The organism is Streptomyces sp. NPDC054786, from assembly GCF_053611685.1.
Genome location: NZ_JBSHAW010000009.1, coordinates 145,157 through 172,119, shown reverse-complemented (window position 1 = coordinate 172,119; position 26,963 = coordinate 145,157). Strand labels below are relative to the sequence as shown.

The following is a 26,963-nucleotide window of genomic DNA, read 5'->3' as shown; positions in this document are numbered from 1 at the left end:
CCCGCCGGGCCGACGGGGCTCACCTCTCCGTGCGGACGGCCTCCGCCGACCCGTTGACCGCGCGGGGTTCGCCGCTCTTGCCGGTCCGCACCCGCGGGGCCGCGCCCACCGGCTCGGCGGCGGACCCGGACTTCCCGGCGTCCGGTGCCGCGTCGGCCGCCGCGGCACCGCCGTCCGGCTCCGCCACAGAGGCATCCCCGGGCTTGCTGACGCTCACCGGCCTCCGGGCGTCCGCGGGTTTGCTGACGCTCACCGGCCTGTTGGCATCCGCATCCGCGGAGGCGCTCGCGGCGCCCGGCTTGCCGCCGGCCACCGGCTCGGCCGGGCCCGCCCCGTCGGCCGGGACCGTACGCTCCGGCAGCAACGACAGGACGGCCTGCCGGTGCGCCTGACCGGTGGCGTCGTCGAGCGGGTCGGGCGTGGCCGGCACCTGGAGGCGCAGCACCGGAGCGGACCCCAGGCGCGCATAGCCGCGGCCCGGCGGCACGCTCGCGGTCGGCGTGGTGTGCGGCGGCGCCCCGAGCACCGCCCGTACCTCCTCCGCCGTGGCGGGGCCGAGCACCACCCGCGCCTTGGTGTGCGCCCGTACGGGGTCGCTCAGCAGCTCGGCGCTCTCGAACTGGTCGGCCACGACCACCGTGACGTGGGCGGCCCGGCCGTGCCGCAGCGGCAGCTGAAGCCACCCCTGTGGATCGTCCCGGCCCTCCGCGACCGCGACATGGGCCAGCGCCGTCGGACGGTCCGCAATGATCCACAGGGGCCGCCGGGTGTCCTCCGGCGCGGACCGGCCGGCCTGCCGTGCCCGGTTCGCCGCGATCAGCCGCCGTTCGGTCTCGTGGGACGCCCACTCCAGGGTCGCCAGCGCCCCCGCAAGACCGCTCTCCACCCCCAGCACGCCACGGCGCCCGGCCAGACACCCGTACTCGCCGGTGCCGCTGCCGTCGATGACCAGCACATCCCCGTGCTGCAGCGCCTGCAGCGCGATCGAGCGCAGCAGGGTCGTGGCGCCCGTCCCCGGCTGCCCCAGGACGAGCAGATGCGGCTCGGTGGAGCGCTGCCCGGTACGCCAGACCACCGGCGGCGCATCCCGCTTCTCCTCCCCGGCGGTGACCGGCAGGGTCCGCTGGACGGCGTCCGGGTCGGTGAACCCGAGCACCGTCTCGCCCGGCGAGGTGACGAAGCGCTGCGCACCGATATCGGCGGGCAGCGCGCCGAGCGCGGTCAGGGTGAGCTGATTGGCCAGCTCGTCCCACCCGAAGTGGTACTCCCGGCCACGTCCGGCCTTGGCGTACAGCACCTGCTCGATGCGGACCCGGGACTGGTCCTCACCGTCGGTGAAGTACGCCGGGTACTTCAGCTGCAGCCGGTCGAGCCGCCCGCTGCCGTCGAAGGCGTACTCGGTGAAGACCCGCTCCCAGCCACCGTCGTGCGCATACAGGGGGCTCGGGTCGCCATCGACCGAGAAGTACGGCACCAGCGCCTCGTAGAGCGCCCTCAGCCGTTCCCTCTCGGCCTCACCGGGACCGGTCTCCACCGGCGTACGCTCACGCCCCGCCCAGGCGCCCGCACCCATCACGGCGATCAGGGCGAGCAGCGGCCCGTACGGCACCAGACAGATGACCAGCACACATGCGCCGACGAAGAAGGCCAGTGGACCACGGTGGTCCCGGGGCGTCTCGACCCAGCGCGAGCGGCCGGCCGCAGCCAGCCGGCGCAGCCCCCGGCCGATGGTGATCAGCGGATGGAACACGTCGGAGGCGCTGTCGGCAGCGGTCCGCGCGAGTTCTCGGCTGCGGGCGAGCGAGGTGCTGTTGGCCATGCGGGCGAGCGGTGTGCTGTCGGTCAGGATGCGGGGCAGGGGGCGCCGGGCCACATCGTCTCCTGTTGCTCGTGGCGGTGGTCGTGAGGGCGGGCTCGGTGCGGGCGGCGAGCCGGGAGCGTGCCGCACGCGGAGCCGCCCGGACGGTAGGTGGTACGGCCCGTTCGGGCGGGACCCGTGGAGCGGTACCGGACGAGGACTCCGGGCCCTAGGGCGTGTCGTTTGGATCAGGGCGGATCAGGGAGCGGGGTCTGGTTCGTGCGATCGCAAGGCGGAGGAGGGAGTCGACGCGGAGCGTCGGCGAGTGACGACAACGCGGCGAGCGTGCGTGCCAGACCCCGCGAGCCCGCCATGGTCCAAACGACACGCCCTAGATCTTGATCCCCCCGAGGAGGCTCGCCAGGCTCGCCCCGCCGGCCTTGATGCTGGGCGCGATGGCGGAGCTGGCGAGATAGAACCCGAAGAGCGCGGAGACCAGTGCATGCGACAACTTCAGGCCGTCTTTGCGGAAGAAGAGGAAGACGATGACACCGAGCAGGACGACGCCGGAAATGGACAGAATCATGGGGGTTCTCTCCTGGGTGGTGGGGACGGTCACCATGAGTTCTTCCAGCCTCACAGCACCTATCAAGCCACGAAAAGCTGCAAATGAGTGATTTGTCGTGGAAATTCCCCAAATGGGCGCACTTCCAGGGCGTGCCGCATCGGCGTGTGCTCGGCGTGTCGCGGTCCGGGTCCGCCGACCCGGCACAATCGTGGGGTGTCGAAGCCGAACAAGCCCAACAGGCCGAAGAACGCGCCGCGCCGCCCGGCCGCTGCTGTCGCCCCCGCCGCACCGTGCCCGTGCGGGCGCCCCGAGGCCTACCGCGACTGCTGCGCCCCGTTTCATCAGGGGCACGCCACCGCCCCGACCGCGGAACGCCTGATGCGCTCGCGCTACAGCGCCTTCGCCGTCGGTGACACCGGCTACCTGCTGCGCACCTGGCACCCGACGACCCGCCCCGGCAGCCTCGACCTCGAACCGGCACAGCGCTGGACCGGCCTGGACATCCTCGGCACCACCGGCGGCAGCGCCTTCCACACCGAAGGCACCGTGGAATTCCGTGCGCACTTCACCCTGCACGGCCACGCCGACAGCCAGTACGAGCACAGCCGCTTCGTCCGCGACAACGGCCAGTGGGTCTATCTCGACGCGCTGCCGTCGGTGTAGCCCTGCCCACCGGGCGTCCCCGGCGGACCGAGGCCGGAAGAGCCCCTGTCACCGCTTCGTCCGGCGACAGTTCCTCAGGGCCCCCGGCCCGTCCGGTTCAGAGCCCGCGCAGCTGGTCGATCTCGCGGCGGTCGCGCTTGGTGGGACGTCCGGTGCCGCGCTCGCGCAGCGCGATCACCGGAACCTCCTCGCGCGGCGGGGCCGGCGGACTGTTGTCGATGAAGCACTCGGCGGCGACGGCCGCGCCCACCCGCTTGCGCACCAGCCGCGAGACGACCACGATCCGCTCCCGGCCCGCGTGCCGCAGCCGCACCTCGTCGCCGTTGCGCACGGCATGGGCCGGCTTCACCCGTTCTCCGTTGACCCGCACGTGCCCCGCGCGGCAAGCCGCCGCCGCCAGCGACCGCGTCTTGGTGAGCCGCACGGACCAGATCCAGCTGTCGATGCGGGTGGTCCCCTCGTCTGAAGCCATACCAAGACTCTAGAACGGGTGCCCCGGTGCGCGGCGGCCCAACGGGCCCGGGGCCTGTCCCGCCCTTCCGCCGGACAGGTCCTACGCGGACGACCGCCCGCCCGTCTTCTTGGCCGCGGTTTTCTTGGCGGTGCTCTTCGACGCCGTTTTCCCGGACGTGCCCGCGGCCGTGCTGCGGGTGCTGGTGCTGCTCTTCCTGGCCGTCGAAGCGGCTTTCGCCCGGCCGCCGGAGTCCTTGGGTGCGGCCGCCGACTTCTTCGCGGGAGCTTTCTTCGCGGTGGCCGAGGCGGTCTTCTTCGTCGCCGCCTTCTTCGTGGCCGTGCCGCTCCCCTTGGTGGCGTGCGGCTCCGCCTCGCTCTTCTTCGCCTTCCGTCCCTGTATGGGCGTCACGGACGCCGACTCCGCCTGCGCGTCGGGCTCCCCGCCGCCCCGCGCCGCCCGGACGCTCTTCTCCAGGGCCGCCGTCAGATCGATGACCTGGGCGCCGGATGTGTCCGACGCGGCGGGGGCGGCCGGCTCCTCGCCCTCCAGCTTGGCGGCGACCAGCTCCTCCACGGCCTCGCGGTAGTCGTCGTGGAGTTCGGCGGGGTCCAGCTCACCCAGGGAGTCCATCAGCGTCTCGGCCAGCGTCAGCTCGTTCTCGCGCAGCTCGACATCGTCCGGCGCCACACCGGTGGCGGGCCGGATCTGATCCGGCCACAGCAGCGTATGCATCACGATCGCCCCGTCGTACGCCCGCAGCATCGCCAGCGACTCCCGCCCCCGCATCGCCACCTTGCCCACGGCGACCTTCTGATGGTGCTCCAGCGCCTCCCGCAGCAGCGTGTACGGCTTGGTGGCGGTAGCTCCGTTGGGCCCCAGGTAATAAGCCTTGTCCATCTGGAGCGGGTCGATCTCGGCGGGGTCGACGAACGACAGGATCGACAGCGTCTTGGCGGTCGGCAGCGGCAGCTGGGACAGGTCGTCGTCGGTGATCGGTACGACGGTCTCGTCGCCCGGCGGCTGGTAGCCCTTGCCGACCTCCTCGTTCGGGACCTCCTCGCCGTCCAGCTCACAGATCTTCCGGTACTGGATCTGTGCGCCGTCCTTCTCATGAATGCGTACGAAAGAGACCGACGAGGTGCGGTCGGTGGCGCTGTAGGTCTTCACGGGGATGGTGACCAAACCAAACGATATGGAGCCATTCCAGATAGATCGCATCTTTCATCCCTTATGTGGGATTCTCATCGTATGTCGCCGATCACCGTCGTGGAGGGGCGGCGCCTCCCACTGACCAACCTGGACAAGGTCCTCTATCCCGGGACCGGCACCACCAAGGGTGAGGTGCTGCACTACTGCACCACCGTCGCGGACCCGCTGCTCGCCCACCTCCACGACCGGCCGCTCTCCTTCCTGCGCTACCCCGACGGGCCGGACGGCCAGCGCTTCTTCACCAAGAACGTGCCGCCCGGCGCACCCTCCTGGGTGAAGACCTGCGAGGTCCCCCATTCGACGTCCGGGCCCACCCGGCAGGTCCTGCTGCAGGACCTGCCCGCACTGGTCTGGGCCGCGAACCTGGTCGTCGAACTGCACACCCCGCAGTGGAAGTGCCGGGCCCCGGGCATCGCCGACCGCCTCGTCCTCGACCTCGATCCCGGCGCCCCGGCCACCATCGTGGAGTGCTGCGCCGCGGCGCAGTGGCTGCACGACCGGCTGGCCGCCGACGGCCTGGACGCCTACGCCAAGACCAGCGGCTCCAAGGGCCTGCACCTCACCGTGCCCATCGAACCCACCCCCTCCGAGCGGGTCACCGCCTACGCCAAGACCCTCGCCGTCGAGGCCGCGGCGGCGCTCCCGGACCTTGTCGTGCACAAGATGACCAAGGCCCTGCGCCCCGGCAAGGTCTTCATCGACTTCTCCCAGAACGCCGCCGCCAAGACCACCGCCGTCGCCTACACCCTGCGCGCCCGCCCCACCCCCACCGTCTCCGCCCCGGTCACCTGGGACGAGGTCGCCGAGTGCACCGACCCACGGCAACTCACCTTCCTCTTCAGCGAGATCGCCCCCCGCCTCGCGCACCACGGCGACCTGCTCGCCCCGCTCCTCGACCCCGACCGGGCCCGCCCACTGCCCGGTTCCCCACCCTCCCGTGCGCCCACGGCCCCCGACCGGCCCGGGTCCCCCCGGAGTTCGACGTAGATTGACGGCATGTTGGAGGGGACACCACACACACCACACGACACACTGCCGCTGCGTCTGCCCGACCGGTGGACGGACGGCGGGACAGCCGACGAGGGGCCGGCGCCCGGCGCCGAGGGGGGACCGGACGGGCGGACGCCGCGCCAAGGGCGGCACCGGCAGGCCGACGGCAAACGCGGCGGCGAGGGCGGGGGACTGCAGCGCTCCTCGCTCCTGATGGCGCTGGGGACCGTGGTCTCCCGCGGCACGGGAGTGATCCGGCAGGTGCTCCAGGCGGGCGCACTCGGCACCGGACTGCTCGCCACGACGTACAACACCGCCAACACGGTCCCGATGAGCATCTACACCCTGCTGATCGGCGGCGCACTGAACTCGGTGCTGGTGCCGCAGCTGGTACGCGCCAGGGCCGAGCACGCGGACGGCGGCCGCGCCCACGAACAGCGCCTGGTCACCCTCGTCCTGAGCGTGCTGGCGGTGGGCACCTTGCTCTCGGTCTGGGCCGCGCCGCAGATCGTCGCCCTCTACACACCCGACACGCCCCAACACCACGCCGCCTTCGAGCTCACCGTGGTGTTCGCCCGCTTCCTGCTGCCGCAGATCTTCTTCTACGGTCTGTTCTTCATCCTCGGCCAAGTCCTCAACGCCCGGAGCAAGTTCGGCGCGATGATGTGGACGCCGGTCCTCAACAACCTCGTGCTGATCACGATGTTCGGGATCTACCTCGGCCTGCTGGCCGGGCCCGGCCGCATCGAGGACATCACCTCCGGCCAGATCGATCTCCTCGGCCTCGCCACCACGGCCGGCATCGCCGTGCAGGGCCTGGCCCTGATCCCCTTCGTCCGTGCCGCCGGCTTCCGCTTCCGGCCGCGCTTCGACTGGCGTGGCACCGGTCTGCGCAAGAGCATCACGGCCGCCCGCTGGACCCTGCTGTTCGTGCTCGCCAACCTGGCCGCGATGGTCGTCGTCACGCACTACGCCGGCGCCGCGGACCAGCAACTCCCCACCGCAGGCGTCGGATACAGCGCCTACAGCTACACCCAGATCATCTGGACGCTGCCGCAGTCGATCGTCACCGTCTCGCTGGTGACGGCGCTGCTGCCACGGATGAGCCGCGCGGTCGCCGAGAACCGTCCGGACGAGCTGCGCAGTGACCTCTCCCGTGCGCTGCGCATCAGCGGAGTCGTCATCGTCCCGGCCGCCTTCTTCTTCCTCGCCCTCGGCCCGCAGACCGCCCAACTCCTGTTCGCGCACGGCGCCGTGGACGCAGTGTCGGCCGCGCCCGCCGGGCACATGCTGCAGGCCTTCGGGCTCGGTCTGATCCCGTACTCGGCCCAGTACCTGCTGCTGCGCGGCTTCTACGCCTTCGAGGACACCCGTACACCGTTCTGGATGGCCGTCTGGATCGCCGCCGTCAACATCGTCCTGGCCACCGCGTGCCATCTGCTGCTGCCCACCCGCTGGGCGGTCACCGGTATGGCCGCCGCCTACGCCGTCGCGTACGGCATCGGGCTGGTGGTCACCGCGCTGCTGCTGCGCCGGCGGCTCTCCGGACGCCTCGACGGCCGGCGCCTGTGCCGCACGTACGGCAAGCTGGCCGCGTCCGCCGCCACGGCCGCGGCGGTCGGCTGGCTCGCGGCCCGTGCCTGCACCGGCGTGCCCGTCCCGGCAGGCTGGCTCCCCGCCCTGGCCCTGGCCGCCGGCGGGCTCAGCATGGCGCTGATCTTCCTGGCGCTGGCCCGCGCCATGAAGATCGGTGAGCTGCGCAGCCTGCCCGGACTGCGGTGACCCGGGCGGCGGATCCGCTCACACCGCGCGCGACCGCGGCCAGGACGCCTGAGCGGCCACCGCGAGCCAGCCGATAACCGCACCGACCGTGGTGTCACCCAGGCCCGCGATCTCCGCCAGGGCCGCCAGGTCCGCGTCAGCCGGAGCGACACCTGCCGCGGTCAAGGCGGCCCGGAGGTCCAGCCGCCGGTGGTCGGGCATCGCCACCGGCCCTTGCCGCTGCTGCTCGGGGCGCGGGGGAGCGGGCAGGTCGTAAGGCCGCGGAGGCTCGAAGGGCAGTCGGTCCTCCGGGCGGGGCGGCGGGAGGAAGGGGTGTGCGGTGTACGCGGACGGGTGCGGCGGTTCGTGCGGGTGCGCGGGCGCACCGAGGCGCTCCTCGGGGTGCGGGGGAGCGAGCACATATTCCGGCGTCGCACCGTACGGCGGGGGAGTGGGGCGGAAAGGCGACATGGGGGCCTCCACAACTCGCGGTCCGAAGGGTTCAAGGGATTCGGCGAAGACTGCGTCAGTTCTTCGGAAGCCGGACGGCGCCCATTCGGTTGCGGATGAGGCTCGGGTTCACCCGATGGGCCCAAGGGGCACCGGCCGCTCGCGTCACTGTCGCCGGATGTCCCGCCCGCCCTGACGCACCGTCGCATGCGCACGGGAACCACACGGTGCACCACCACCGGCCCGTGCCGGACGGCTGCGGCCGGGCGCTGGACATCGGATGGCCGAGCTGCTCGCCCCTCCTGGACCCGACGCCGGGACCGGCTGCTTTTTCGGGCCTTCGAGCCGAAAACGGGGTGCGTAAAGCACTTCTGACGAACGATCGGTGATCGACGGCCGTGCGGCATTTTCGGGGGAATTCTGCGGTTGCCACGGTGTGGACACATAACTCACCCTTTCTGTTCACACCGTGGTGATTACCGCAATGGAAAGCTTTCTGCGGCCGTATTCCCAACGGCCGGCGCCGGTCGTGCCCCACATTTTCGCGACTCGGTGCCACAAATCGGGGAGAGGACACCCTTCGTGGACAACACCCGCGTGAACCGTCGCGCCCGTATCGCGCTGGCCGTCGCTGCCGGAACGGTATTGACGGCGGTGGTCGCACAGATCCCGGCCGGTGCGGCGGCCACTCCGGCCGCACATCACCGTGCAACTGCCGCGTCCGTCACCCAGCACTCATCCATATCCGTCGGCGCCTTTGACGACACGTACTACAAAGACGCCATCGGCAAGACCGGCCAGGCGCTCAAGGATTCGCTGCACCGGATCATCAGCACCACCCAGACCGGAAAGCTGACGTATTCCCAGGTCTGGGATGCCCTCAAGGACACCGACCAGGACCCGGCCAACAGCGCGAACGTCATTTTGCTGTACACCGGCCGATCGCAGAGCAAGGACGCCCACGGCGGAAATCCCGACGACTGGAATCGCGAGCACGTCTGGGCGAAGTCCCATGGCGACTTCGGTACCGCCACCGGTCCCGGCACCGACATCCACCATCTGCGCCCGGCGGATGTGTCCGTCAACAGCGCCCGCGGCGACAAGGACTTCGACAAGGGCGGTACGGAGGTCGGTGAGGCGCCGGGCAACTACACCGACGGCGACTCCTTCGAGCCCCGTGACGCGGTCAAGGGCGATGTCGCCCGCATGATTCTCTATATGGCCGTCCGCTACGACGGTGGCGACGGCTTCGCCGACCTGGAGCCCAATGACCAGGTCGGCAACGGCTCCCAGCCGCACATCGGACGGCTCTCCGTCCTGAAGCAGTGGAGCAAGCAGGACCCGCCGGACTCCTTCGAACAGCGCCGCAACCAGGTGATCTTCGACAAGTACCAGCACAACCGGAACCCGTTCATCGACCACCCGGAGTGGGTCGACGCGATCTGGTAGACCGCATCCGGCCGGTCGGGCCGGGGCCGGCGGTCAATTTCGCCGGCCCCGGCGTGGCGCGTACGGCAGTCGGGGCGCTCGCGCATCGGATGGCGTAGGCCAACCAGCGCCCGGCCGAGGTCGTTTTTAGCGTGGGCCACATGTCGACCGCGAGTTGGGCCCCCGTCAGAGTCGTTACCGCAGCCACCGTTTGTGCCGTGAGCCTGCTGGCCGTTCCCGGCCCGGCGGCCGCCGATGGCCCCCATGGCATCGACGACCTGCGGGCCGCCGCGCACGTGGCCGATCCGGTCCACGCCACCAGCCGGCTGGACGGCCGGGGGGTGCGGTTCCTGCCCAGGCCGGACGTGCCGGAGCCACCGGATGTCTCCGCCCTGTCCTGGATGGTGACGGACATGGCGAGCGGCAAGGTCCTCGCGGCCAAGGACGCCCACCGGCCACTGCCCCCCGCCAGCACCCTCAAGACGCTCTTCGCCGTGACGGTGCTGCCGAAGTTCTCCCAGGGGGAGGTCCACACCGTTTCCTTCCAGGACCTGGCCGGTATCGAGGCGGGCAGCTCGCTCGCCGGCCTCAAGGAAGATTTCCCCTATCGCGTCGCGGACCTGTGGCACGGCGTCTTCCTCCGCTCGGGCAGCGATGCGGTACACACCCTGGCCGGCATGAACGGCGGCTGGGACAAGACCATCGACGATATGCAGGAGATGGCGTACAGACTCGGCGCCCGTGACACCACCGTGGCGTCCGCCGACGGGTTCGACACACCGGGCCAGTTCTCGTCCGCCTATGACCTGACGCTCTTCGGGCGGGCCGGCCTGACCGACCCCGACTTCGCCCACTTCGCCTCGACGAAGCAGACGGAGCTGCCGGAGGAAGGTGGTCCGGACGCGTTCGGCATCCAGAACACCAACCGGCTGCTGGTCGGCTCGCACGGCGTCAAGCCGTACGACGGCCTGATCGGGGTGAAGAACGGCTATACGAGCCACGCAGGCAACACCCTGATCGCCGCCGCCCGACGCGACGGCCGGACGCTGCTGGTCACCGTGATGAACCCGCAGTCCGGCAGCCGCAATGCCGTCTACGAGGAAGCCCGCAACCTGCTGGACTGGGGATTCGAGGCGGCTCCCCGGGCCGCGGCCGTCGGCGCGCTGCCCACCCTGGAGCTCGGCGAGGGCAGTGGCCGGTCGCAGCCCGTCGCCCACCGGCCGCGGTCCGTCATGCCGCTGCACAGGGCAGCGGTCGCGGCGCAGCCGGACGTCGACGCCCATGCGCGGTACTGGTGGTTCCTCTCCGCCGCCGGAGCCGTCGGGGTCATTGCCCTCGCCGGGCTCGGCACCGGTCTGTGGTGGCGTCGGCGCAAGCCGCCCGAGGGGGCGGGCGAGGCGTCCGACTGAGGCCGTGCCCTCCCGCCGCCGGTCGTCGTACATCCATCCGATCGGTCAGGGATACGGAGGACGCACGATGGCCTTGCCCGGTGAAGGGCGACGCGTCCGTCACGGTTGTGCGGCCTGCCGGGCGTCGCTCGGTGTAGCGTCCTGATCAGCTGTCGTGGTTCCGAAGTGCCGGGCGCCCGTGTCGCATTCACGGGCGTCCTTGCTGTGTAGCGCGTCTCCGGACCAGGGCGATCACCTCCGGGGTCCGCAGTACGCGGAACCCGATTCGAGCCCATTGAACGAAGGAGACGGAAATGGCGTCCGGCACGGTGAAGTGGTTCAACTCGGAGAAGGGCTTCGGCTTTATTGCGCAGGACGGCGGCGGCGCCGACGTTTTCGCGCACTACTCCAACATCGATGCCACGGGCTTCCGCGAGCTGCAGGAGGGCCAGAAGGTGACCTTCGAGGTCACCCAGGGGCACAAGGGCCCCCAGGCGGAGAAGATCCGCCTGGCGTAGGTCCGGCGGTCTCGCCGTCGGCGCCCGGTCCCGGCCCGGGGGCGGGCGCCGACGCGTGGCACGCCGCGGGCCTCACCCGATCGGCCGCAGACGGCAGCAAAGGGCCGCCTGCCCTCGCGGGCGGGCGGGCCTCCGCCGAGGAGCCGCCGGCTCAGGTCTGCGGCGGCCGGTCCTGGCCCTGTCCGCCGAACTGGTCCTTCATCTTCTCCTGGCCCGTATCGACCTGGCCCTTGTATTTGCCCTGGGTCTTGTCGTCGGCCATGTCGCCGGCCTTGTCGATGCCCTTGTCCGTCTGGCTTTCGTGGCCCTTCAGCATGTTCTTGATCTTGTCCATCATGGACATGAGTCGTCCTCCTCACCACGGTCCCCCCACGTCTCCAGCATCGCCCTCCCCCAGGTGATCTGCATCCGCGCGGCGGGGCAGCGCCGGGGCTTCCCCGGCCCGCCGTGGCGCGCGGTTCAGGAGCCGCTCGGTACCGGTGCCTTCATCCGCTCGCTGATGAACTTGATCGAACCGGCGGCCATGCCCTTCTGGTAGTCCCAGGCGTTGTGCCGGCCGCCCGGTATCAGCTGCAGGGCGGTGTGGATCGGGCCCTTGCCGTAGGTCCGGCAGAACCGCTGTACGGGGGCGGTGACGGCGGTGGACTCCTTGGTGCCGGCCTGGAAGGCGAGGTAGACGTCCGGACCGCCCTTCCGCAGCAGCCGCTGGGCGAGTTTTTCCGGACTGTTGGCTTCCTGCTGTGCCCGATGCCCCGCCCACAACGGCGAATCCGGCACCATGTCCGGGCCGCCGGCTATCGCCGCCTTGAACTTCTCCGGGTGTTTCAGCACGGACTTCAGCCCGGCGAAGCCGCCCGAGGACGACCCCATGAAGGCCCAGCCGTCACGGGACTTGAAGGTACGGAAATTGGCCCTGGCCAGCTGGACGACGTCGTCCGTCAGCCAGGTCCCCATCTTCTGCTGACCGGGTATGTCGCTGGCGTCGTGATAGCGGGTGTCCGGGTTGAGCATCGGCATCACCACGATGAACGGGAGGCTCTTGCCCTCCGCGGTCCACCGGGTGAGGTTCTCCGGCAGCTCGATATCGCCGCCCACCCAGTAATTCGTGACACCGCCGGGCTCCTTCGGGCTGCCCAGGCCATCCGGCAGGGCTATCAGCACCGGAAATCCGCTCTTGGCGTATTTCGGGTCGTGGTACTCCTTCGGCGCCCAGACCCAGACGCTTCCGGTGACGCCGGATTTCGGGCCCCGCAGCGTCGTCCGCGCTATATGGGTGCCGTCGTCCAGTGTCCGGGTGCTACGGAAGTCGCTCTTGGGGCCGGTCGGCATGAGCGTGTCGTCGTCGACGGGCCGGACCCGCGCGGCGCCGCCGTTCTTGGCGCCGGCGTCGAAGTCGACCGGGTTTCCGGTCTCCGAGCAGCCGGTGAGCAGTGCGCAGGCGGCGACGGGCATGGCCGTGAGCGCGACGGCGTGAGGGCGTTTCAAGGGGACTCCGCGACTGGATGATCAAGTGCAAGTGCCCATAAAGAGGGAAAAGAGGCGTCGGAGGTTCCCTTGCCGTGAGCCGTCCTTACGGGCCCGGTTCACCCATGTGGAGCAGTGCGGCCCCGGCGGTATCCTCCGGGCGGCCGTCGGTTCACTCGACGGGCACGGCCGCGCGGTCCGGCCGAGAATGCAGCAGTGAGCGATGAACACCGCAGTGCCGATGACCCCGCGCCGCACGCCGTGCCGTGCGACGAGGAACGACGGCTCGCCAGGAAGGCGCTGGCCGGCCGTGCGCGGGACGGGAACGATCTGTCCTTGTTGATGGACATGCTGGGCCTGGACCCGGGCCGCGATCCGGACCACGAAGCGGCATACGGCCGCCCACCGGACCGTGGCCGGGGAGCCGGGCGCGGCACCGGGCGTGAGCGGCGGCAGGAACAGCGCCGTGACACCTGCCGTGACGCACGGCGGCCCTCGGGCGGGCCCGGGGCGTAAGCCGCACCCCGGCCCGCCCGGCGTTCCCCGGCTGCTACCGGCCGCCCGCGCGGACCATCCGCACCGTCACGATCTGGAACGGGCGCAGCCTCATCCGGACGGCGTGCCCCTGCCGGTCGAGCACCGGACCGTCGTCGGCGGGGCGCTCCAGCAGATCGGTGGCGATGGCGTCGGCCGGCTCGAAGGCGGTGGTCAGGGTGGCCGTGGCGCGCCCGCCGTGTGCCTCGTGGAGGCGGACGATCAGATCGCCGCTCGCATCGTCGGCAAGCTTGACCGCGGTGACCACCACCGCGTCGTTGTCGACCGTGACCAGGGGCGCAACCGCTCCGGCACCGGTGATCCGGCGCTCGGGCAGGTTGATCCGATGGCCCTCGCGCACCGCGTCGCCGATGGCGGCGCCGGGGACGAGCGCATAGCGGAAGCGGTGCAGACCCTGGTCGGTCTCCGGGTCCGGGAACCGCGGAGCCCGCAGCAGGGAGAGCCGGACGGTCGTGGTGGTGCCACGGTCGCCGTCCTCCCGGACGGTACGGGTGACGTCATGGCCGTATGTCGCGTCATTGACCAGGGCCACGCCCCAGCCCGGCTCCTCGAGATGGACGAAGCGGTGCGCACAGGCCTCGAACTTGGCGGCCTCCCAGCTGGTGTTGGTGTGGGTGGGCCGGTACAGATGGCCGAACTGGGTCTCCGCCGCATAGCGTTCGGCATGCAGGTCCAGCGGGAACGCGGCCTTGAGGAACTTCTCGGTCTCGTGCCAGTCGACCTCGGTGTCGATGTCCAGCCGCCGCTGCCCGCGCGCCAGCGTCAGCGACTGCACCACGCGGGAGTCGCCGAACGTACGGGTGACGCGCACCGCCGCGCCGTCCCCGGACACCTCGCCGAGCACGACCTCGTCCGCATCCGTCAGATCGGTGACGACATTGCGGTAGAAGGCGTCGACGTCCCAGGCGTCCCACATGTTGGGGAAGTCCGGATGGATCTGCAGCAGATTCGCCGCACCGCCGGGCGCGACGGTCTCGCGTCCGGCCGCCCGGTCGTAGGCGGAGACCACCAGGCCGCGCCCGTCGATCTCGATCCGCAGCAGATCGTTGCTGAGCGTGAACCCTCCACCGTCGCGTGGCATGGCTACCACCTCGGACCCCTCGCCCACCGAGGGGGCCACGGCCCCGGCCGCGACCCCGCCGCGGGCGTGCGGCGCGGAGTTCACCACCAGCTCCGCGTCTCCGCGGCCGGCCAGCGCGGCCACGGCGGAGGTGATGATGTCCTCCAGCTCGGCGGCGACCGCCGCGTAGGTCGCCGCCGCCTCCCGGTGCACCCACGCGATGGAGGACCCGGGCAGGATGTCATGGAACTGGTGGAGCAGCACCGTCTTCCACACGCGGTCCAACGCCGCGTAGGGATAGGGGTGTTCCGCCAGCACCGCCGCCGTCGCCGACCAGAGTTCGGCCTCCCGCAGCAGCTGTTCGCTGCGCCGGTTGCCGCGCTTGGTCTTCGCCTGGCTGGTGAGGGTCGCACGGTGCAGTTCCAGATACAGCTCGCCCACCCACACCGGCGCCTGGGGATACTCCGCCTCGGCCTTCGCGAAGAAGTCCGCGGGCCTCTCCCACTCCACCGTCGCCGAACCGTCCAGATCACGCAGCCTGCGGGCCTTGGCGATCATCTCGCGGGTGGTGCCACCGCCGCCGTCGCCCCAGCCGGTCGGTGCGAGCGAGTGCCTGGCCACCCCCTTGTCCTTGAAGTTCCGTGCCGCATGGGCGATTTCGCTGCCCGCCATCTGGCAGTTGTAGGTGTCCACCGGCGGGAAGTGGGTGAAGATCCGGGTGCCGTCGATGCCCTCCCAGCGGAAGGTGTGATGCGGAAACGCATTGATCTGACTCCAGGAGATCTTCTGCGTCAGCAGCCATTTCGACCCCGCCGCCTTGATGATCTGCGGCAGCCCCGCGGCGAAACCGAAGGTGTCCGGCAGCCATGCCTCCTCGTTCTCGACGCCGAACTCCTCCAGGAAGAACCGTTTCCCGTGCACGAACTGCCGCGCCATCGCCTCCGATCCGGGCATATTGGTGTCCGACTCCACCCACATACCGCCCGCCGGCACGAACCGCCCCTCCGCGACCGCCTTCTTGACCTTGGCGTAGACCTCGGGCCGATGCTCCTTGATCCAGGCGTACTGCTGCGCCTGCGACATGGCGAAAACGAACTCCGGCTCGTCCTCCAGCAGCGCGGTCATGTTCGACGTCGTACGGGCCACCTTCCGTACCGTCTCGCGCAGCGGCCACAGCCAGGCCGAATCGATATGCGCATGCCCCACCGCGCTGATGCGGTGCGCCGAAGCCCCGGCCGGCGCCGACAGCACACCACGCAGTTCCGCACGGGCCGCCACCGCCGTTGCGTTGACGTCCTGCAGATCCACCGCGTCCAGCGCCCGGCCCACCGCCCGCAGCAGCTCCCAGCGCCGCGGGCTGTCCACCGCAAGCTCCCTCATGAGCTCACCCAGCACCTCGAAATCCTGGATCAGCTCCCACACCTCGGTGTCGAACACCGCCAGATCCATCCGTGCCAGCCGGTACTGCGGCTCGCTGCCCGCCGTCTCCCGGTCACCCAACGGGGTGGGCCGGAAAGGGTGGACATCGAGGACGACGGGGTTGGACGCGGCCTCCAGATGCCACTCGACGCGTTCACCGCCGCGCACCGGCGCACCCACCCGCACCCACTGGTTACGCGGATTGATCGCCTTGACCGGGGTGCCGTCGGGCAGATGGACCAGCGCCTCACACTGGAAGCCCGGCATCCGCTCGTCGAAGCCCAGATCGAGCACCGCCTCCACGGTGCGGCCCGCCCACGCCCGCGGCACCTCACCGCGGACCGTGAACCACGTCGTACCCCAGGGCGCGCCCCAGGCGTCACCCACCGACACCGGCGTATGGGTGGCGGCCAGGCCCTCGGCCACCGGCACGGGCTCGCCCGGTGCGACCCAGGCCGCGACCTCCAGGGGAACCGATTCCGGATACAGCGCGGGCCGGATGCGTTCGTCCAGGACCCGCTGGAGGCGGGCTTCGATCAGTGCGCGGTCGTCATGCATGGGGGAGGGCTCCCTAGCGTTGCGGGTGGGGCGGCGAACCGGTGACCGTCGTGACTTACCAGGGCAGCTGGGTCGTTGACGGCTTCGAGACGGTGAACAGTTCGTGCACGGCGCGCACTTCGAGCCGGGCGGCCGGCTCGCCCGGTGCGGGCCGCAGGCCCGGTACGTAGAAGGCCGTACCGCAGGTGCCGCCGAGGAACTCCCGCTTCCCCTCCGGGAATCGGCGATGCAGCTCGTAATGGCGCACCCGGCCCGTGGCGCGCCGCCAGCTCAGCCGTACCGCGGTCGCCCCGTCCGTGGTGGCGGTGCCGATGACCGTCAGCCCGCTGGGCGCGGCGGGGGATCCGGCGGTATCGCGCACCGCGAGCGCCCCCAGCCGCCAGGCCACCGCGGCGCCCGCGCGGCCGGTCAGCCGCACCCCCAGGGCGTGCACGGTCCCCGGGCCGGCGGAGCCGAGGCGCAGGGACGTGGTGCGCCAGCCGCTGCCGGGCTCCAGGACCCCGGCCGGCAGATAGGAGTACGGGGCCGGTTCGCCCGGCGCCGGCGCCTCCCGCAGCACACGGCGGCGCGGGACGGGGGACGGTTGCCGGCTCATGAGGTGCTCCTCCGGTGGCGGACGGACGGCGACGGCCGGCGGCCCGCCGCGTCGGGTGTGCAGACCTCGGTGATGCCACGGGACGTCAAATGTGCGCTGTCGGCCGCGAGTTCGGCCAGTACGAGAGCCGGGCGGGCGCCCTGGGCGGTGAGTTCGGCCCAGGCCTCGAAGACCGGGCCGCCGGGCGCGCACACCGAGCGGTCGGGCGCGGCCTCGCCCCCGCCGACGTCGACGACCAGAGCGGTGGTCCGCACCGGCGGACGGTGCGTACGGCCGCGCCTCTCCGCGACCAGCGCCGCGAGCGCCTTCCCCGCGGGCTTGACCGTACGGTCGCTGTCGAGCAGCCCCAGCCCGTACTCCAGCTCGGGGAAGTCCGCCAGCGACCGCGACACATCGTGCGAACACCACCAGGTGACGCCCCAGACGTCCGGGCAGTCCAGCGCGTTGACGACGGTGGCCTCGGTGAACCGTGCCGCCCGCCCCTCGGGGATGTGCGGTGCGGGGGCACCGACCTCCTGAAGCCACACCGGGCGGTGCGGGTCCCTCGCCCAGGCCTTGGACAGCTCGATGAGGTAGGCGGCGTGCTGCTCGGTGGCGGTGCCGGTGGGGCCGTGCCGCTGGGCGGTGCCGTTGAACACCCAGGAGTGCACGGCCGTGACGGCGCCCAGCCGGGCGGCCTGGGCGGGGGTGAAGGGATGTCCGTCCCGGTACCAGGCGGCGTCGTACGCGGCATGCAGATGCATCCGCCCCGGCGCGCCCGCCTCGCACGCCGCCAGCATCCGCTCCAGCCAGGCCGTGGCCTGCGCGTCGGTGATCCGGTCGGGGTCCGGATGCGGACCGTCCGAGAACTGGTTGATCTCGTTGCCGAGTGTCATCCCGAGGAAGTTGGGCCGGTCGGCGAGCGCGGCCGCCAGCGTCCGCAGATACTGTTCCTGGCCCGACAGCACCTCGGGGTCGGTGAAGAGGTTGCGGCGGTGCCAGGTCCGCGTCCAGGCAGGCAGGAAGTCGAAGCTCGACAGATGGCCCTGCAGCCCGTCGACATTGACATCGAGGCCGCGTTCGGCCGCGGCGTCCGCCAGCTGCACCAACTGCTCCACGGCGCGCGGCCGGATCAGGGTGCGGTTGGGCTGGAACACCGGCCAGAGCGGGAAGACCCGGATGTGGTCCAGGCCGAGGGCGGCGAGGGAGTCGAGGTCGGCGCGTACGGAGTCCAGGTCGAAGTCCAGCCAGTGGTGGAACCAGCCGTGCGTGGGCGTGTAGTTGGCGCCGAAGCGCGGCCGGGGCCCTTGGCCGGGTGGGGTGTCGGCGCACAAGTGCGCCGGGCGGCGGGTGGTGTGCGGCACGGGCAGGGAGCTTCCTGTGAGTGGGAGCGGGGCGGGGTGTGGCCGGGTGAGCGGTCAGCCCTTGACGGCGCCCTCGCCGACGCCGCGGAAGAAGGAGCGCTGCAGACAGGCGAACAGCACGATCAGCGGGAGCACGGCGATGACGGTGCCCGCCGCGACCAGCCGCTGATTGTCGGCGAAGGTGCCGTGCAGAAAGTTCAGGCCGATGGTCAGGGTGAACTTCGACTGGTCGCTCAGCACGATCAGCGGCCACAGGAAGTCGTCCCAGGCCCCCATGAAGGCGAAGATCGCCACCACCGCGAGGGTGCCCCGGACCGACGGCAGCGCGATCCGCACGAACCGCTGCCAGGCGTTGGCGCCGTCGACGTACGCGGCCTCCTCGACCTCGTACGGCAGACCCGCGAAGGCGTTGCGCATCAGCAGCACATTCATCGCCCCGATGCAGCCTGGCAGCACCACCCCGAGCAGGGTGTTGTTCAGCTGCAGCTCCCGCATCGTCACAAACTGAGCGATCATGATGCTCTCGACCGGCACCAGCATCGCCATGACGAAGACGACCAGCGCGGTCCGACGGCCCTTGAAGCGCATCCGGGCCAGCGCATAGCCCGCGAGCGCCGCGCCCACGCAGTTGGTGAGCACATTGGCGAGGGCGACCTTGAGGGAGTTCAGCGCGAAGTCCCAGACGGGGATGATCCTTGCGACGCCGCTGTAGTTGCCGAGTGTGACCCGGTGCGGGAGCAGGCTCGGCGGAGAGCGGTAGATGTCCTCGCCGGCGCCCTTGAGCGAGGTGGACAGCTGCCACAGGAACGGCCCGATGGTCAGTGCCAGCACGGCGAGCAGCAGGAGATAGCGGAGCAGCAGCTGCCACCGCGGCATCCGCCGCCGCTCGGCACGCTCCCGCCCGGCCCGACGGTCCGGCTCCTGCCGGGCGAGGATGCTCATCGGTCCTCCTTGCGGTTGGCGCGCAGCACCAGCAGCATCAGTCCCAGCGTGAGCACGAAGACCACGACGGACAGCGCGGAGGCATAGCCGACCCGCCCGCTGAGGCCGGTGCCGATCTGCTGGACGAGCATCACCAAGGTGGTGTCCTCACCGCCGGGGCCGCCGGTCGGACCGGCCATCAGATAGACCTCGGAGAACACCTTGAAGGCGCCGACCGAAGAGAGCGCGGCCACCAGCACCATCGTGGAGCGCACCGCGGGGACCGTGACGGTCAGGAAGCGGCGCACCGCCCCCGCACCGTCGACCGCGCATGCCTCGTGCAGCTCCCTGGGGACATTGGCCAGCGCCGCCAGATAAATGATCATGTAGTAGCCGAGGCCCTTCCAGACCGTGACCGCCATCGCGCTGAGCAGCAGCAGCCACGGATCGCTGAGAAAGCCGACCCTGCCGAACCCCAGGCCCTCCAGCAGCGCATTGATCAGCCCGCGGTCGTCCAGCAGCCACACCCAGATCAGTCCGACGACCACGACGGAGGCGACCACGGGCGTGTAGAACGCGGCCCGGAAGAAGGTGATCCCGGGAATCTGCCGCTGCACCAGCATCGCCAGCAGCAGCGGCAGTATCACCAGCAGCGGTACGACGCCGAGGACGTACAGCAGGCTGTTGCGCAGCCCCGTCCAGAACATGGCGTCATGGATCAGTTCCCGGTAATTGGCGCCGCCGACGAACTGCCCCGTGGTGAGGGTGCGCGCATCGGTGAAGGAATGGGCCACCGTGCTCAGGAACGGATACAGGCTGAATGCGGCGACGATCAGCAGCCCGGGGGCCAGAAACAGCCAGGGGCTGGACGGCAGATGCGTACGGATGCCGCTGCGTCGCCGCGGTGCCGGGGGCGGGGGAGCGGTGGCCGGCGAGAGGGCCGTGGCGCCCCGCCTGTGCGGTGTCGTTTCGGTCTTCACCAAGCGCCTCGGTCTCAGCCGGTCTTGAGCAGGCGATTGCACTCGGCGACCGCGCCGTCCAGCGCCGCCCGGGGCGAATGCTTGCCCTGCACCGCCTTGGCGACCGCATTGCGCAGCACGGTCTTCATCTGGTCGCTGAGCAGCACCGGGGTGTAATTCACCGCGGTCTTCAGCGACTTGGCCGAGGCCACCCGCACCCGGGTCGCATCGGTGCCGTCCTCCTTGGTGAAGTACGGGTCGTCCAGCGAGCCCTTGGTGCTGGGGAAGATGGTGACCTCCTTGGCGAAGGCCATCTGGTTCTTCTGGTCGGTGACGAAGTGCGCGAACGCGACCGCCGCCGGCTTGACCTTGCTCTGCGCATTCACCATCAGGCCCTGGACGTACATATTGGCCTTGCCGGTGTTGTTGACCGCGTCCGTGATGCCGATGTGCCGGTAGAGGCTCGGCGCCTCCTTCTTGAAGTTCTCCAGATCGTGCGCGCTGCCCGGATTCATGGCCACGGACTGCTGCTGGAACTTCCGCCCGGCGGACTCGGCCTGCGCGGTGAGCGCCTGCGAGTCCAGCGCCCCGGCCGCATAGAGGTCCTTGTAGTGCCGGAGCAGTTCGACGCCCTTGGGCTCGTTGAAGGTGAACTCCGTACCCTGCGCGTTCATCAGCCGCACGCCATAGCGCCCGAAGTCCTCGATCGACGGGGTGCCGGCGAGCATCGCTATCTTGCGGCCGCTCTTCTTCGCCATCGTCACCGCGTCCTTGAACAGCTGGTCGTAGGACGTCGGCGGCTTCGCCGGATCGAGCCCGGCCTTGGTGAAGAGCTCCTTGTTGTAGAACATCGGCCCGGTGTTCAGATACCAGGGAAAGGCATAGACACCCGGCATCCCCGGCATCCGGTTGCTCCGCCACGCCCCGTCGAGATACTCCCCACGGTATTTCCCCGCCGCCTTTTCCAGGTCGAGCGCGAGCCCGGCCTTGGCCAGCGGATAAGCGAGATCTGGTGACACATTGACGACATCGGGCAGGGTGCCGCCCGCGGCGTCCGCGCTCAGCTTTTCCGGATATCCCTCCGCCGGCTGATCCACCCATTTCACCTTGGCGTCAGGGTATTTCTTCTCGAAGTCCGCAATAACGCCTTCGAAGTAATTCTTGAAGTTGGCCTTGAGATTCCAGGTCTGGAAGGTGACCTGCCCCTCGACCTTCCCGGAGGCGCTGTCCGAGCCGCCGGATCCCTCCGAGGACCCGCATGCGGTCAAGGCGAGCGCCGAGGTGACCAGGACCGCGGTGGCGGCGGCTGCTCGACGGGATAGACGCATGACTGGCGGCTCCTTTGCTTGGATTTGCTCGGATGAGCTCGGACCAGACACGGACGGGGTGGCCGCGACGGGCCGGTTGCCCCCTCGATTTTTGGCAGCCGTAATGAATGCGGCGGACGTTTTCCGGCCGTTGAACCCCCTATTACATGAGGCCTCGGCGACGATGCGGCAGACGCTACTAATGCGTTTTAGTAGGTGTCAATACCTCGGCGTCAAGCTTCCCTGGACGGGACCGGGAAGGTGTTTCCGATCCCGGGCCCGTGCAAGGTTTGACAGGCCACACTGCGCTGATCAGACTGAGGTGCACTAATGCGGTTCAGTTCGAGGGGGAGCCCGCCATGACAGCGCCCGGTGAGGCGGCCCGGCCCAAGCCGGCGCGCCGGCCGACGATCAAGGACATCGCTCGTCGGGCCGGGGTGTCGGAGAGCGCCGTCTCCTTCGCGCTCAACGACCGGCCCGGCGTCTCGCAGGACACCCGCACCCGGGTACGCCGTGTCGCGGAGGAACTCGGCTGGCAGGCCAACAGCGCCGCCCGCGCGCTGTCCGGCGAACGCGCCGGCGCCATGGGGCTGGTGCTCGCCCGGCCCGCGCAGACCCTGGGCGTGGAGTCCTTCTTCCTCCAGCTCGTCTCCGGCATCCAGGAAGTGCTCTCCGCACGGAAGATCGCGCTCCTCTTCCAGGTCGTCGAGGATCTCGATGCCGAGTGCGCGCTCTACCGACGCTGGTGGGCCGAACGCCGGGTGGACGGCGTCCTCGTCGTCGACCCGCGCACCGAGGACCCACGGCCCGAACTGCTCGCCTCACTCGGCCTGCCCGCCGTCGTCGTCGGCGGACCGGCCACCCGCGAGCGGCAGGTCGACGGACCGGGCCGCTCCTCCGAGCCGGCCGCGCCCGGAGCGGCCGCCGCCCCGCCCCACCCGTTGCTCTCCACCGTCTGGGCCGACGACTCCAAGGCCATGGCCCGGGTCCTCGACCACCTCTACGGCCTCGGACACCGCCGCATCGTCCATATCGCGGGGATGCCGGGCCTCGCCCACACCGCACGCCGGATCCGCTCGCTGCGCACCGAAGCCGACCTGCGGGGCCTCGACCACCGGCACGTCCACTCGGTGACCACCGACTACTCCGACGCCGAGGGAGCCGAGGCCACCCGCCGCCTCCTCGACGGCGCCGAACCGCCCACGGCGCTCATCTACGACAACGATGTGATGGCCGTGGCCGGTGCCTCGGTCGCCGCCGAGCGCGGCATCCCCGTACCGGGCACGCTGTCGATCGTGGCCTGGGACGACTCGGCCCTGTGCCGGGTCACCCACCCCCGGCTCACCGCACTCGTCCGTGACACCCCCGGCTTCGGCCGGCTCGCCGCCCAGGAACTCCTCGCGGTCCTCGACGGCGGGCCGCTGCGGACCGTACAGGGTGAACTGCCGCATCTGGAGGCACGGGAGAGCACCGGGCCGCCCGGCGCACCGTAGGCGGCAAAGGCTCCGCCCGCCCCGGGAAGGGCGCCGCGCCGTTCGCCCGGCCGGACGTGCCCGTCCTGCGCCGTGATGCTCCGCGCCGACGCCGGTGCCACACTTGGCGGGCAGGCTCATCGTGCTGCCACCAGCCGGAGGAGGCCGTGCACATGGCCGACAACGGCGAGGTCCCGGCGCCGCCCGCACACCGCCCGCGCGCCCTGGTCACCGGTGCCACCGGCTACATCGGCGGCCGGCTGGTCCCCGAGCTGCTCGGCGCCGGATACGCCGTACGGGCGCTGGCCAGGACACCCGAGAAGCTGCGCGACCACCCCTGGGCCACCCGAACCGAGATCCTGCGCGGCGATGTCACCGACGCCGCATCGGTCCGCACCGCCATGGACGGCGTCGAGGTCGCCTACTACCTGGTGCACGCCCTGGGCAGCGGCCGGACCTTCGAGGACACCGACCGCACGGCCGCGGAGATCTTCGCCCGCCAGGCCCGCGCCGCAGGCGTGCGCCGCATCGTCTACCTCGGCGGACTCAGTCCCCAGGGCATCCCCGAGCGGGATCTGTCGCCCCACCTCCGCTCCCGCGCCGAGGTCGCCGACATCCTGCTGGCATCCGGCGTCCCCACCGCCGTACTGCGCGCCGCCGTCATCATCGGCTCCGGCTCGGCCTCGTTCGAGATGCTGCGCTATCTCACCGAGCGGCTGCCCGTCATGGTCACCCCCAGCTGGGTGCGTACCCGCATCCAGCCGGTCGCCGTCCGCGATGTGCTGCGCTACCTCGTGGGATGCGCCCGCCTCCCCGACGACATCAGCCGGGCCTTCGACATCGGCGGACCCGACACCCTCAGCTACCGCGACATGATGCAGCGCTACGCACGGGTCGCCGGGCTGCCCGAACGGCTGATCCTCCCCGTCCCGATGCTCACCCCACGCCTGTCCAGCCTCTGGATCGGACTGGTCACCCCCGTGCCCCCCGGCCTGGCCCGCCCGCTGGCCGAATCACTGCGCTACGAGGTCATCTGCCACGAGCACGACATCACCCGCTACGTCCCCGACCCGGACCCGCCGGGCCACCCCATCGCCTTCGACGACGCGCTGGAACTGGCGCTGCGCCGGGTACGGGACGCCGAGGTCACCACCCGCTGGTCCAACGCCGCAGTGCCCGGCGCACCGAGCGATCCGCTGCCCACCGACCCCGACTGGTCCGGCGGCAGCCTCTACACCGACCGGCGGGAGCGGACCGTGGACGCCCCGCCCGAGGTGCTGTGGCGGGTGGTCGAAGGCATCGGTGGCGACAACGGCTGGTACTCCCTCCCGCTCGCCTGGTCGGTGCGCGGCTGGCTGGACCGGCTGGTCGGCGGGGTGGGGCTGCGCCGCGGCCGGCGGGACGCGGGCCGGCTCCGGGTCGGTGACTCGCTCGACTTCTGGCGCGTCGAGGAGGTCGTGCCGGGCCGGCTGCTGCGGCTGCGCGCCGAGATGCGGCTCCCCGGTCTGGCCTGGCTGGAGCTGACGGTCGGCCAGGACGCCCAGGGCCGCACGCTCTACGGCCAGCGGGCCCTGTTCCACCCGCACGGACTGACCGGCCACGCGTACTGGTGGTCCATCTCGCCGTTCCACGCCGCGGTGTTCGGCGGCATGGCCCGCAATATCGCGGCCACCGCCGCGGCCGAGCACGCCCGTCCGGCATGAACCGCCCTAGGCGCGCTCCGCGGCCGCTCCCGACGGACTTCGGCCCGCCTGGGATGCTGGGCCCATGACGGAGTGGACCGGTCGTGCGCGCGAGCGGGCAGCCGTGGTGGGGGCGGGGCCGAACGGTCTGGCCGCGGCGGTCACCCTGGCCCGCTGCGGGCTGCAGGTGACGGTGTTCGAGGCGGCCGACGAGATCGGCGGGGGTGTCCGCAGCGGTGAACTGTCCGTCCCCGGTGTGCTGTTCGACCACTGCTCCTCGACGCATGTGATGGGCGCCGGCTCCCCGTATTTGCGTACGCTCGATCTCGCGCCGTACGGGCTGGAGTGGCTCTGGCCCGAGATCGACCTGGCGCACCCGGTGGACTCCGGAGACGCCGGAGCGCTGTACCGGTCCGTCGGGCGGACCGCCGAGGGGCTGGGCGCCGACGGACCTGCCTGGCGGCGGCTGTTCGGGCCGCTGGCCGCCGACGCGGAGGCGCTGACCGACGAGGTCATGCGGCCGCTCCTCAAGGTGCCCCGCCATCCGTTGCGGCTCGCCCGGTTCGGGCTGCACGCCCTGCAGCCGGCCACTCTGGTCGCCCACCGCTTCCGTACGGACGCGGGCCGCGGCCTCTTCGGCGGGGCGGCGGCCCATCTCTTCGGCCCGCTGGACCAGCCGCTCGGAGCCTCCGTGGGACTCATGATCATCGCGGCCGGGCACCGCTACGGCTGGCCGGTGGCCAAGGGCGGCTCCGCCGCCATCGCCGCGGCGCTGGCCGCGCTGCTCACCGAAGCCGGCGGCCGGATCGAGACCGGCGTACCCATCCGCTCGCTCGATGAACTCCCGCCCGCCGCAACGGTGTTGCTCGATCTGACACCGGCGGCCGCGGCAGCGGTGATCGGCGACCGGCTGCCGCCCCGGGTGCGCCGCGCCCACGCCCGCTACCGGCCCGCCCCCGGCGCGTTCAAGCTCGATCTGACGGTCGAGGGCGGTGTGCCCTGGCGCGCCGAGGTCTGCCGGCGGGCCGGGACGGTGCATCTCGGCGGCAGCTTCGAGCAGATCGCCCACGCGGAGCGGGAGGTCCACCAGGGGCGGATGCCCGAGCGGCCGTTCCTGCTGGTCTCACAGCAGTACCTCGCCGACCCCGGCCGCTCCGCAGGAGACCGCCACCCCGTTTCCGCGTACGCGCATGTGCCGTACGGCTACACCGGCGACGCCACCGCCGCGATGCTGGCGCAGTTCGAGCGCTTTGCGCCCGGGACACGGGAGCGCATCGTCGCCGCCACCGCCACCTCGACCGCCGGTCTGGAACGGGGCAACGCCAATCTCGTCGGCGGCGACATCATCGGCGGCGCCAACACCCCGCGGCAGCTGACGATGCGCCCCCGTATCGCCCTCGACCCGTACGGCACCGGCGTCCCCGGCGTCTTCCTCTGCTCGGCGGCCACCCCACCGGGGGCCGGCGCCCACGGGATGAGCGGCCACAACGCGGCACGGTCCGCACTGCGGGCGCTGAGCAGGTATGACCGCGCACGGTGACCGGCAGGGCACTGTGCGCGGTGGCCGTCATCGACGGCGAACCGTCGCACGGCACGCGGACGGCGGGCTCCCGGGCGCGCGCTGCCCGGAAACCCGCCGTCATGGCCGACTCAGTGGTGCTTCACGACGCCGGCTGCCATCCGGCCGCAGTTGGAGCCGGAAACGCTGACGCTGACCGACTCGATCGAGCCGCCCCAGTCCACACAGATGCCCTTCGCGGGCAGATAGACGGGACCGGCGTAGGAGGTGTACTGCCCGCTGTCGTAAACCCAATCGGAACTGCCGTCGGTCGCCGTGAGATACGTGTACATGTACACCGGCTTACCGGGGCTGTTCCGCACCGTCACGACGCAGTTCTTTCCGGTCTTTGCGCTGTACGTCAGGTACACGGTCCCCTTTCCGGTGACCGGCACGGAATTCACTACGCTGTAGCCGCTTCCGCAGGCTCCGTTGTACGCGGCGGCCGTCGTGGCCGCGGATGCGGTGGTGGCCGCTGTCATCGTGGCGATACTCGCCACTGCCAGCACTGCGGATCCTGCGATGGCACGTGAACGCTTCATCGGAATACCCCCGTCGGGTGGAGTGCGTCGCGTGGTCATTTCGCAGTGTTGGACAGCGGTCGGCCGTGGAAGGTTGTACCGCGGAAGTGAATTCCCCGTTGTTCGACCGGTGTTGTCGAAAACGGTGCCCGAGCGGTGCCGCGGCGGACGAGGGCGGAACAACGGCCGGTCCCCGGCGCCGGGGGAGGCGCCGGGGGCCGGCCGGGGGGGCGTGGGGTCGCGGGGGGTTGACTGGGCGGTAGCGAGGACCGTGTGGGGGGTGTAAGTGGCGGTGTATCGGTTTCGGTCACCCACCGGATGG

The 26,963-nt window shown here is 71.1% G+C and carries 24 protein-coding genes; 10 read left to right on the top strand and 14 right to left on the bottom strand.

Annotation, left to right across the window (positions count from 1 at the left end):
- Window positions 1-19: 19 nt before the first annotated feature.
- Together ACWGI6_RS10485 and ACWGI6_RS10480 are read right to left on the bottom strand one after the other, a co-directional pair.
- On the bottom strand, window positions 20-1,873 hold the full coding sequence (locus ACWGI6_RS10485; protein WP_453267110.1) for a hypothetical protein: 1,854 nt from the start codon (window positions 1,871-1,873) through the stop codon (window positions 20-22).
- A gap of 316 nt (window positions 1,874-2,189) precedes the next feature.
- Window positions 2,190-2,384 (bottom strand): hypothetical protein, encoded by a 195-nt coding sequence (locus tag ACWGI6_RS10480; RefSeq protein ID WP_018092434.1) that lies wholly within the window; start codon window positions 2,382-2,384, stop codon window positions 2,190-2,192.
- Window positions 2,385-2,579: 195 nt separating this feature from the next.
- Between ACWGI6_RS10480 and ACWGI6_RS10475 the strand changes: the two genes are divergently transcribed.
- Window positions 2,580-3,029 carry a YchJ family protein gene (locus ACWGI6_RS10475; RefSeq protein WP_453267109.1) on the top strand — a complete coding sequence of 150 codons (450 nt, stop codon included), beginning with the start codon at window positions 2,580-2,582 and terminating at the stop codon, window positions 3,027-3,029.
- Between the two features lie 97 nt (window positions 3,030-3,126).
- Here the strand turns inward: ACWGI6_RS10475 and ACWGI6_RS10470 are convergent, their stop codons facing one another.
- Both ACWGI6_RS10470 and ku read right to left on the bottom strand, forming a co-directional pair.
- On the bottom strand, window positions 3,127-3,501 hold the full coding sequence (locus tag ACWGI6_RS10470; protein WP_311622382.1) for an RNA-binding S4 domain-containing protein: 375 nt from the start codon (window positions 3,499-3,501) through the stop codon (window positions 3,127-3,129).
- An 81-nt stretch (window positions 3,502-3,582) separates the two neighbouring features.
- The gene (ku, locus tag ACWGI6_RS10465; protein WP_453267108.1) at window positions 3,583-4,701 is read right to left on the bottom strand and encodes a non-homologous end joining protein Ku; all 1,119 of its coding nucleotides are present in this window, start codon (window positions 4,699-4,701) and stop codon (window positions 3,583-3,585) included.
- A 30-nt stretch (window positions 4,702-4,731) separates the two neighbouring features.
- Between ku and ligD the strand changes: the two genes are divergently transcribed.
- Window positions 4,732-5,679 carry a non-homologous end-joining DNA ligase gene (ligD, locus tag ACWGI6_RS10460; RefSeq protein WP_453267107.1) on the top strand — a complete coding sequence of 316 codons (948 nt, stop codon included), beginning with the start codon at window positions 4,732-4,734 and terminating at the stop codon, window positions 5,677-5,679.
- Between the two features lie 216 nt (window positions 5,680-5,895).
- Window positions 5,896-7,464, top strand: a complete 1,569-nt coding sequence (gene murJ, locus ACWGI6_RS10455; RefSeq protein WP_453267130.1) for a murein biosynthesis integral membrane protein MurJ — start codon at window positions 5,896-5,898, stop codon at window positions 7,462-7,464.
- A gap of 18 nt (window positions 7,465-7,482) precedes the next feature.
- Here the strand turns inward: murJ and ACWGI6_RS10450 are convergent, their stop codons facing one another.
- Window positions 7,483-7,914: a hypothetical protein gene (locus ACWGI6_RS10450; protein WP_453267106.1), complete on the bottom strand. Its 432-nt coding sequence runs from the start codon at window positions 7,912-7,914 to the stop codon at window positions 7,483-7,485.
- Window positions 7,915-8,475: 561 nt separating this feature from the next.
- Between ACWGI6_RS10450 and ACWGI6_RS10445 the strand changes: the two genes are divergently transcribed.
- The 3 genes from ACWGI6_RS10445 to ACWGI6_RS10435 all read left to right on the top strand — a co-directional run bounded on the left by ACWGI6_RS10445 (window position 8,476) and on the right by ACWGI6_RS10435 (window position 11,227).
- Window positions 8,476-9,342, top strand: a complete 867-nt coding sequence (locus ACWGI6_RS10445; protein ID WP_453267105.1) for an endonuclease I family protein — start codon at window positions 8,476-8,478, stop codon at window positions 9,340-9,342.
- A 197-nt stretch (window positions 9,343-9,539) separates the two neighbouring features.
- Window positions 9,540-10,730: a D-alanyl-D-alanine carboxypeptidase family protein gene (locus ACWGI6_RS10440; RefSeq protein WP_453267104.1), complete on the top strand. Its 1,191-nt coding sequence runs from the start codon at window positions 9,540-9,542 to the stop codon at window positions 10,728-10,730.
- Between the two features lie 293 nt (window positions 10,731-11,023).
- Window positions 11,024-11,227: a cold-shock protein gene (locus ACWGI6_RS10435; protein ID WP_006601696.1), complete on the top strand. Its 204-nt coding sequence runs from the start codon at window positions 11,024-11,026 to the stop codon at window positions 11,225-11,227.
- Window positions 11,228-11,378: 151 nt separating this feature from the next.
- Here the strand turns inward: ACWGI6_RS10435 and ACWGI6_RS10430 are convergent, their stop codons facing one another.
- On the bottom strand, window positions 11,379-11,570 hold the full coding sequence (locus tag ACWGI6_RS10430) for an antitoxin (RefSeq protein ID WP_453267103.1): 192 nt from the start codon (window positions 11,568-11,570) through the stop codon (window positions 11,379-11,381).
- 116 nt (window positions 11,571-11,686) lie between these two features.
- Window positions 11,687-12,712 carry an alpha/beta hydrolase gene (locus ACWGI6_RS10425; protein WP_453267102.1) on the bottom strand — a complete coding sequence of 342 codons (1,026 nt, stop codon included), beginning with the start codon at window positions 12,710-12,712 and terminating at the stop codon, window positions 11,687-11,689.
- Window positions 12,713-12,907: 195 nt separating this feature from the next.
- On the opposite strand from ACWGI6_RS10425, the gene ACWGI6_RS10420 reads away from it, so the two are divergent.
- Entirely contained in the window at window positions 12,908-13,207 is a 300-nt protein-coding gene (locus ACWGI6_RS10420; RefSeq protein ID WP_453267101.1) for a hypothetical protein, read from the top strand.
- A 34-nt stretch (window positions 13,208-13,241) separates the two neighbouring features.
- Here the strand turns inward: ACWGI6_RS10420 and ACWGI6_RS10415 are convergent, their stop codons facing one another.
- The 6 genes from ACWGI6_RS10415 to ACWGI6_RS10390 form a co-directional block, all read right to left on the bottom strand.
- Entirely contained in the window at window positions 13,242-16,283 is a 3,042-nt protein-coding gene (locus tag ACWGI6_RS10415; RefSeq protein WP_453267100.1) for an alpha-mannosidase, read from the bottom strand.
- 55 nt (window positions 16,284-16,338) lie between these two features.
- Entirely contained in the window at window positions 16,339-16,878 is a 540-nt protein-coding gene (locus ACWGI6_RS10410) for a GH85 family endohexosaminidase C-terminal domain-containing protein (RefSeq protein WP_453267099.1), read from the bottom strand.
- Complete coding sequence (locus tag ACWGI6_RS10405; RefSeq protein ID WP_453267129.1) at window positions 16,875-18,191, bottom strand: glycoside hydrolase 5 family protein; 1,317 nt, start codon at window positions 18,189-18,191, stop codon at window positions 16,875-16,877. Before ACWGI6_RS10405 ends, ACWGI6_RS10410 begins: the two co-directional genes overlap by 4 nt.
- Window positions 18,192-18,275: 84 nt before the next feature.
- Entirely contained in the window at window positions 18,276-19,163 is an 888-nt protein-coding gene (locus tag ACWGI6_RS10400) for a carbohydrate ABC transporter permease (protein ID WP_453267098.1), read from the bottom strand.
- Window positions 19,160-20,029 (bottom strand): carbohydrate ABC transporter permease, encoded by an 870-nt coding sequence (locus ACWGI6_RS10395; RefSeq protein WP_453267128.1) that lies wholly within the window; start codon window positions 20,027-20,029, stop codon window positions 19,160-19,162. Before ACWGI6_RS10395 ends, ACWGI6_RS10400 begins: the two co-directional genes overlap by 4 nt.
- A 107-nt stretch (window positions 20,030-20,136) precedes the next feature.
- On the bottom strand, window positions 20,137-21,429 hold the full coding sequence (locus tag ACWGI6_RS10390; protein WP_453267097.1) for an ABC transporter substrate-binding protein: 1,293 nt from the start codon (window positions 21,427-21,429) through the stop codon (window positions 20,137-20,139).
- A 338-nt stretch (window positions 21,430-21,767) separates the two neighbouring features.
- Between ACWGI6_RS10390 and ACWGI6_RS10385 the strand changes: the two genes are divergently transcribed.
- From ACWGI6_RS10385 to ACWGI6_RS10375, 3 genes are all read left to right on the top strand, one after another.
- Window positions 21,768-22,901 carry a LacI family DNA-binding transcriptional regulator gene (locus ACWGI6_RS10385; RefSeq protein ID WP_453267096.1) on the top strand — a complete coding sequence of 378 codons (1,134 nt, stop codon included), beginning with the start codon at window positions 21,768-21,770 and terminating at the stop codon, window positions 22,899-22,901.
- 152 nt (window positions 22,902-23,053) lie between these two features.
- Complete coding sequence (locus ACWGI6_RS10380; RefSeq protein WP_453267095.1) at window positions 23,054-24,583, top strand: SDR family oxidoreductase; 1,530 nt, start codon at window positions 23,054-23,056, stop codon at window positions 24,581-24,583.
- Window positions 24,584-24,647: 64 nt separating this feature from the next.
- Window positions 24,648-26,102 (top strand): phytoene desaturase family protein, encoded by a 1,455-nt coding sequence (locus ACWGI6_RS10375; protein WP_453267094.1) that lies wholly within the window; start codon window positions 24,648-24,650, stop codon window positions 26,100-26,102.
- Between the two features lie 110 nt (window positions 26,103-26,212).
- Here the strand turns inward: ACWGI6_RS10375 and ACWGI6_RS10370 are convergent, their stop codons facing one another.
- A complete protein-coding gene (locus tag ACWGI6_RS10370; RefSeq protein ID WP_453267093.1) occupies window positions 26,213-26,662 on the bottom strand; it encodes a spore-associated protein A in 450 nt (149 codons plus the stop codon).
- Window positions 26,663-26,963 lie beyond the last annotated feature (301 nt).

Bases quoted from the DNA above. Each gene is read 5' to 3' on its own strand.
- ACWGI6_RS10480 (WP_018092434.1), bottom strand. From the start codon at position 2,384: ATGATTCTGTCCATTTCCGGCGTCGTCCTGCTCGGTGTCATCGTCTTC.
- ACWGI6_RS10470 (WP_311622382.1), bottom strand. From the start codon at position 3,501: ATGGCTTCAGACGAGGGGACCACCCGCATCGACAGCTGGATCTGGTCC.
- ku (WP_453267108.1), bottom strand. From the start codon at position 4,701: ATGCGATCTATCTGGAATGGCTCCATATCGTTTGGTTTGGTCACCATC.
- ligD (WP_453267107.1), top strand. From the start codon at position 4,732: ATGTCGCCGATCACCGTCGTGGAGGGGCGGCGCCTCCCACTGACCAAC.
- murJ (WP_453267130.1), top strand. From the start codon at position 5,896: ATGGCGCTGGGGACCGTGGTCTCCCGCGGCACGGGAGTGATCCGGCAG.
- ACWGI6_RS10450 (WP_453267106.1), bottom strand. From the start codon at position 7,914: ATGTCGCCTTTCCGCCCCACTCCCCCGCCGTACGGTGCGACGCCGGAA.
- ACWGI6_RS10435 (WP_006601696.1), top strand. From the start codon at position 11,024: ATGGCGTCCGGCACGGTGAAGTGGTTCAACTCGGAGAAGGGCTTCGGC.
- ACWGI6_RS10430 (WP_453267103.1), bottom strand. From the start codon at position 11,570: ATGTCCATGATGGACAAGATCAAGAACATGCTGAAGGGCCACGAAAGC.
- ACWGI6_RS10415 (WP_453267100.1), bottom strand. From the start codon at position 16,283: ATGCATGACGACCGCGCACTGATCGAAGCCCGCCTCCAGCGGGTCCTG.
- ACWGI6_RS10410 (WP_453267099.1), bottom strand. From the start codon at position 16,878: ATGAGCCGGCAACCGTCCCCCGTCCCGCGCCGCCGTGTGCTGCGGGAG.
- ACWGI6_RS10400 (WP_453267098.1), bottom strand. From the start codon at position 19,163: ATGAGCATCCTCGCCCGGCAGGAGCCGGACCGTCGGGCCGGGCGGGAG.
- ACWGI6_RS10390 (WP_453267097.1), bottom strand. From the start codon at position 21,429: ATGCGTCTATCCCGTCGAGCAGCCGCCGCCACCGCGGTCCTGGTCACC.
- ACWGI6_RS10385 (WP_453267096.1), top strand. From the start codon at position 21,768: ATGACAGCGCCCGGTGAGGCGGCCCGGCCCAAGCCGGCGCGCCGGCCG.
- ACWGI6_RS10380 (WP_453267095.1), top strand. From the start codon at position 23,054: ATGGCCGACAACGGCGAGGTCCCGGCGCCGCCCGCACACCGCCCGCGC.
- ACWGI6_RS10375 (WP_453267094.1), top strand. From the start codon at position 24,648: ATGACGGAGTGGACCGGTCGTGCGCGCGAGCGGGCAGCCGTGGTGGGG.
- ACWGI6_RS10370 (WP_453267093.1), bottom strand. From the start codon at position 26,662: ATGAAGCGTTCACGTGCCATCGCAGGATCCGCAGTGCTGGCAGTGGCG.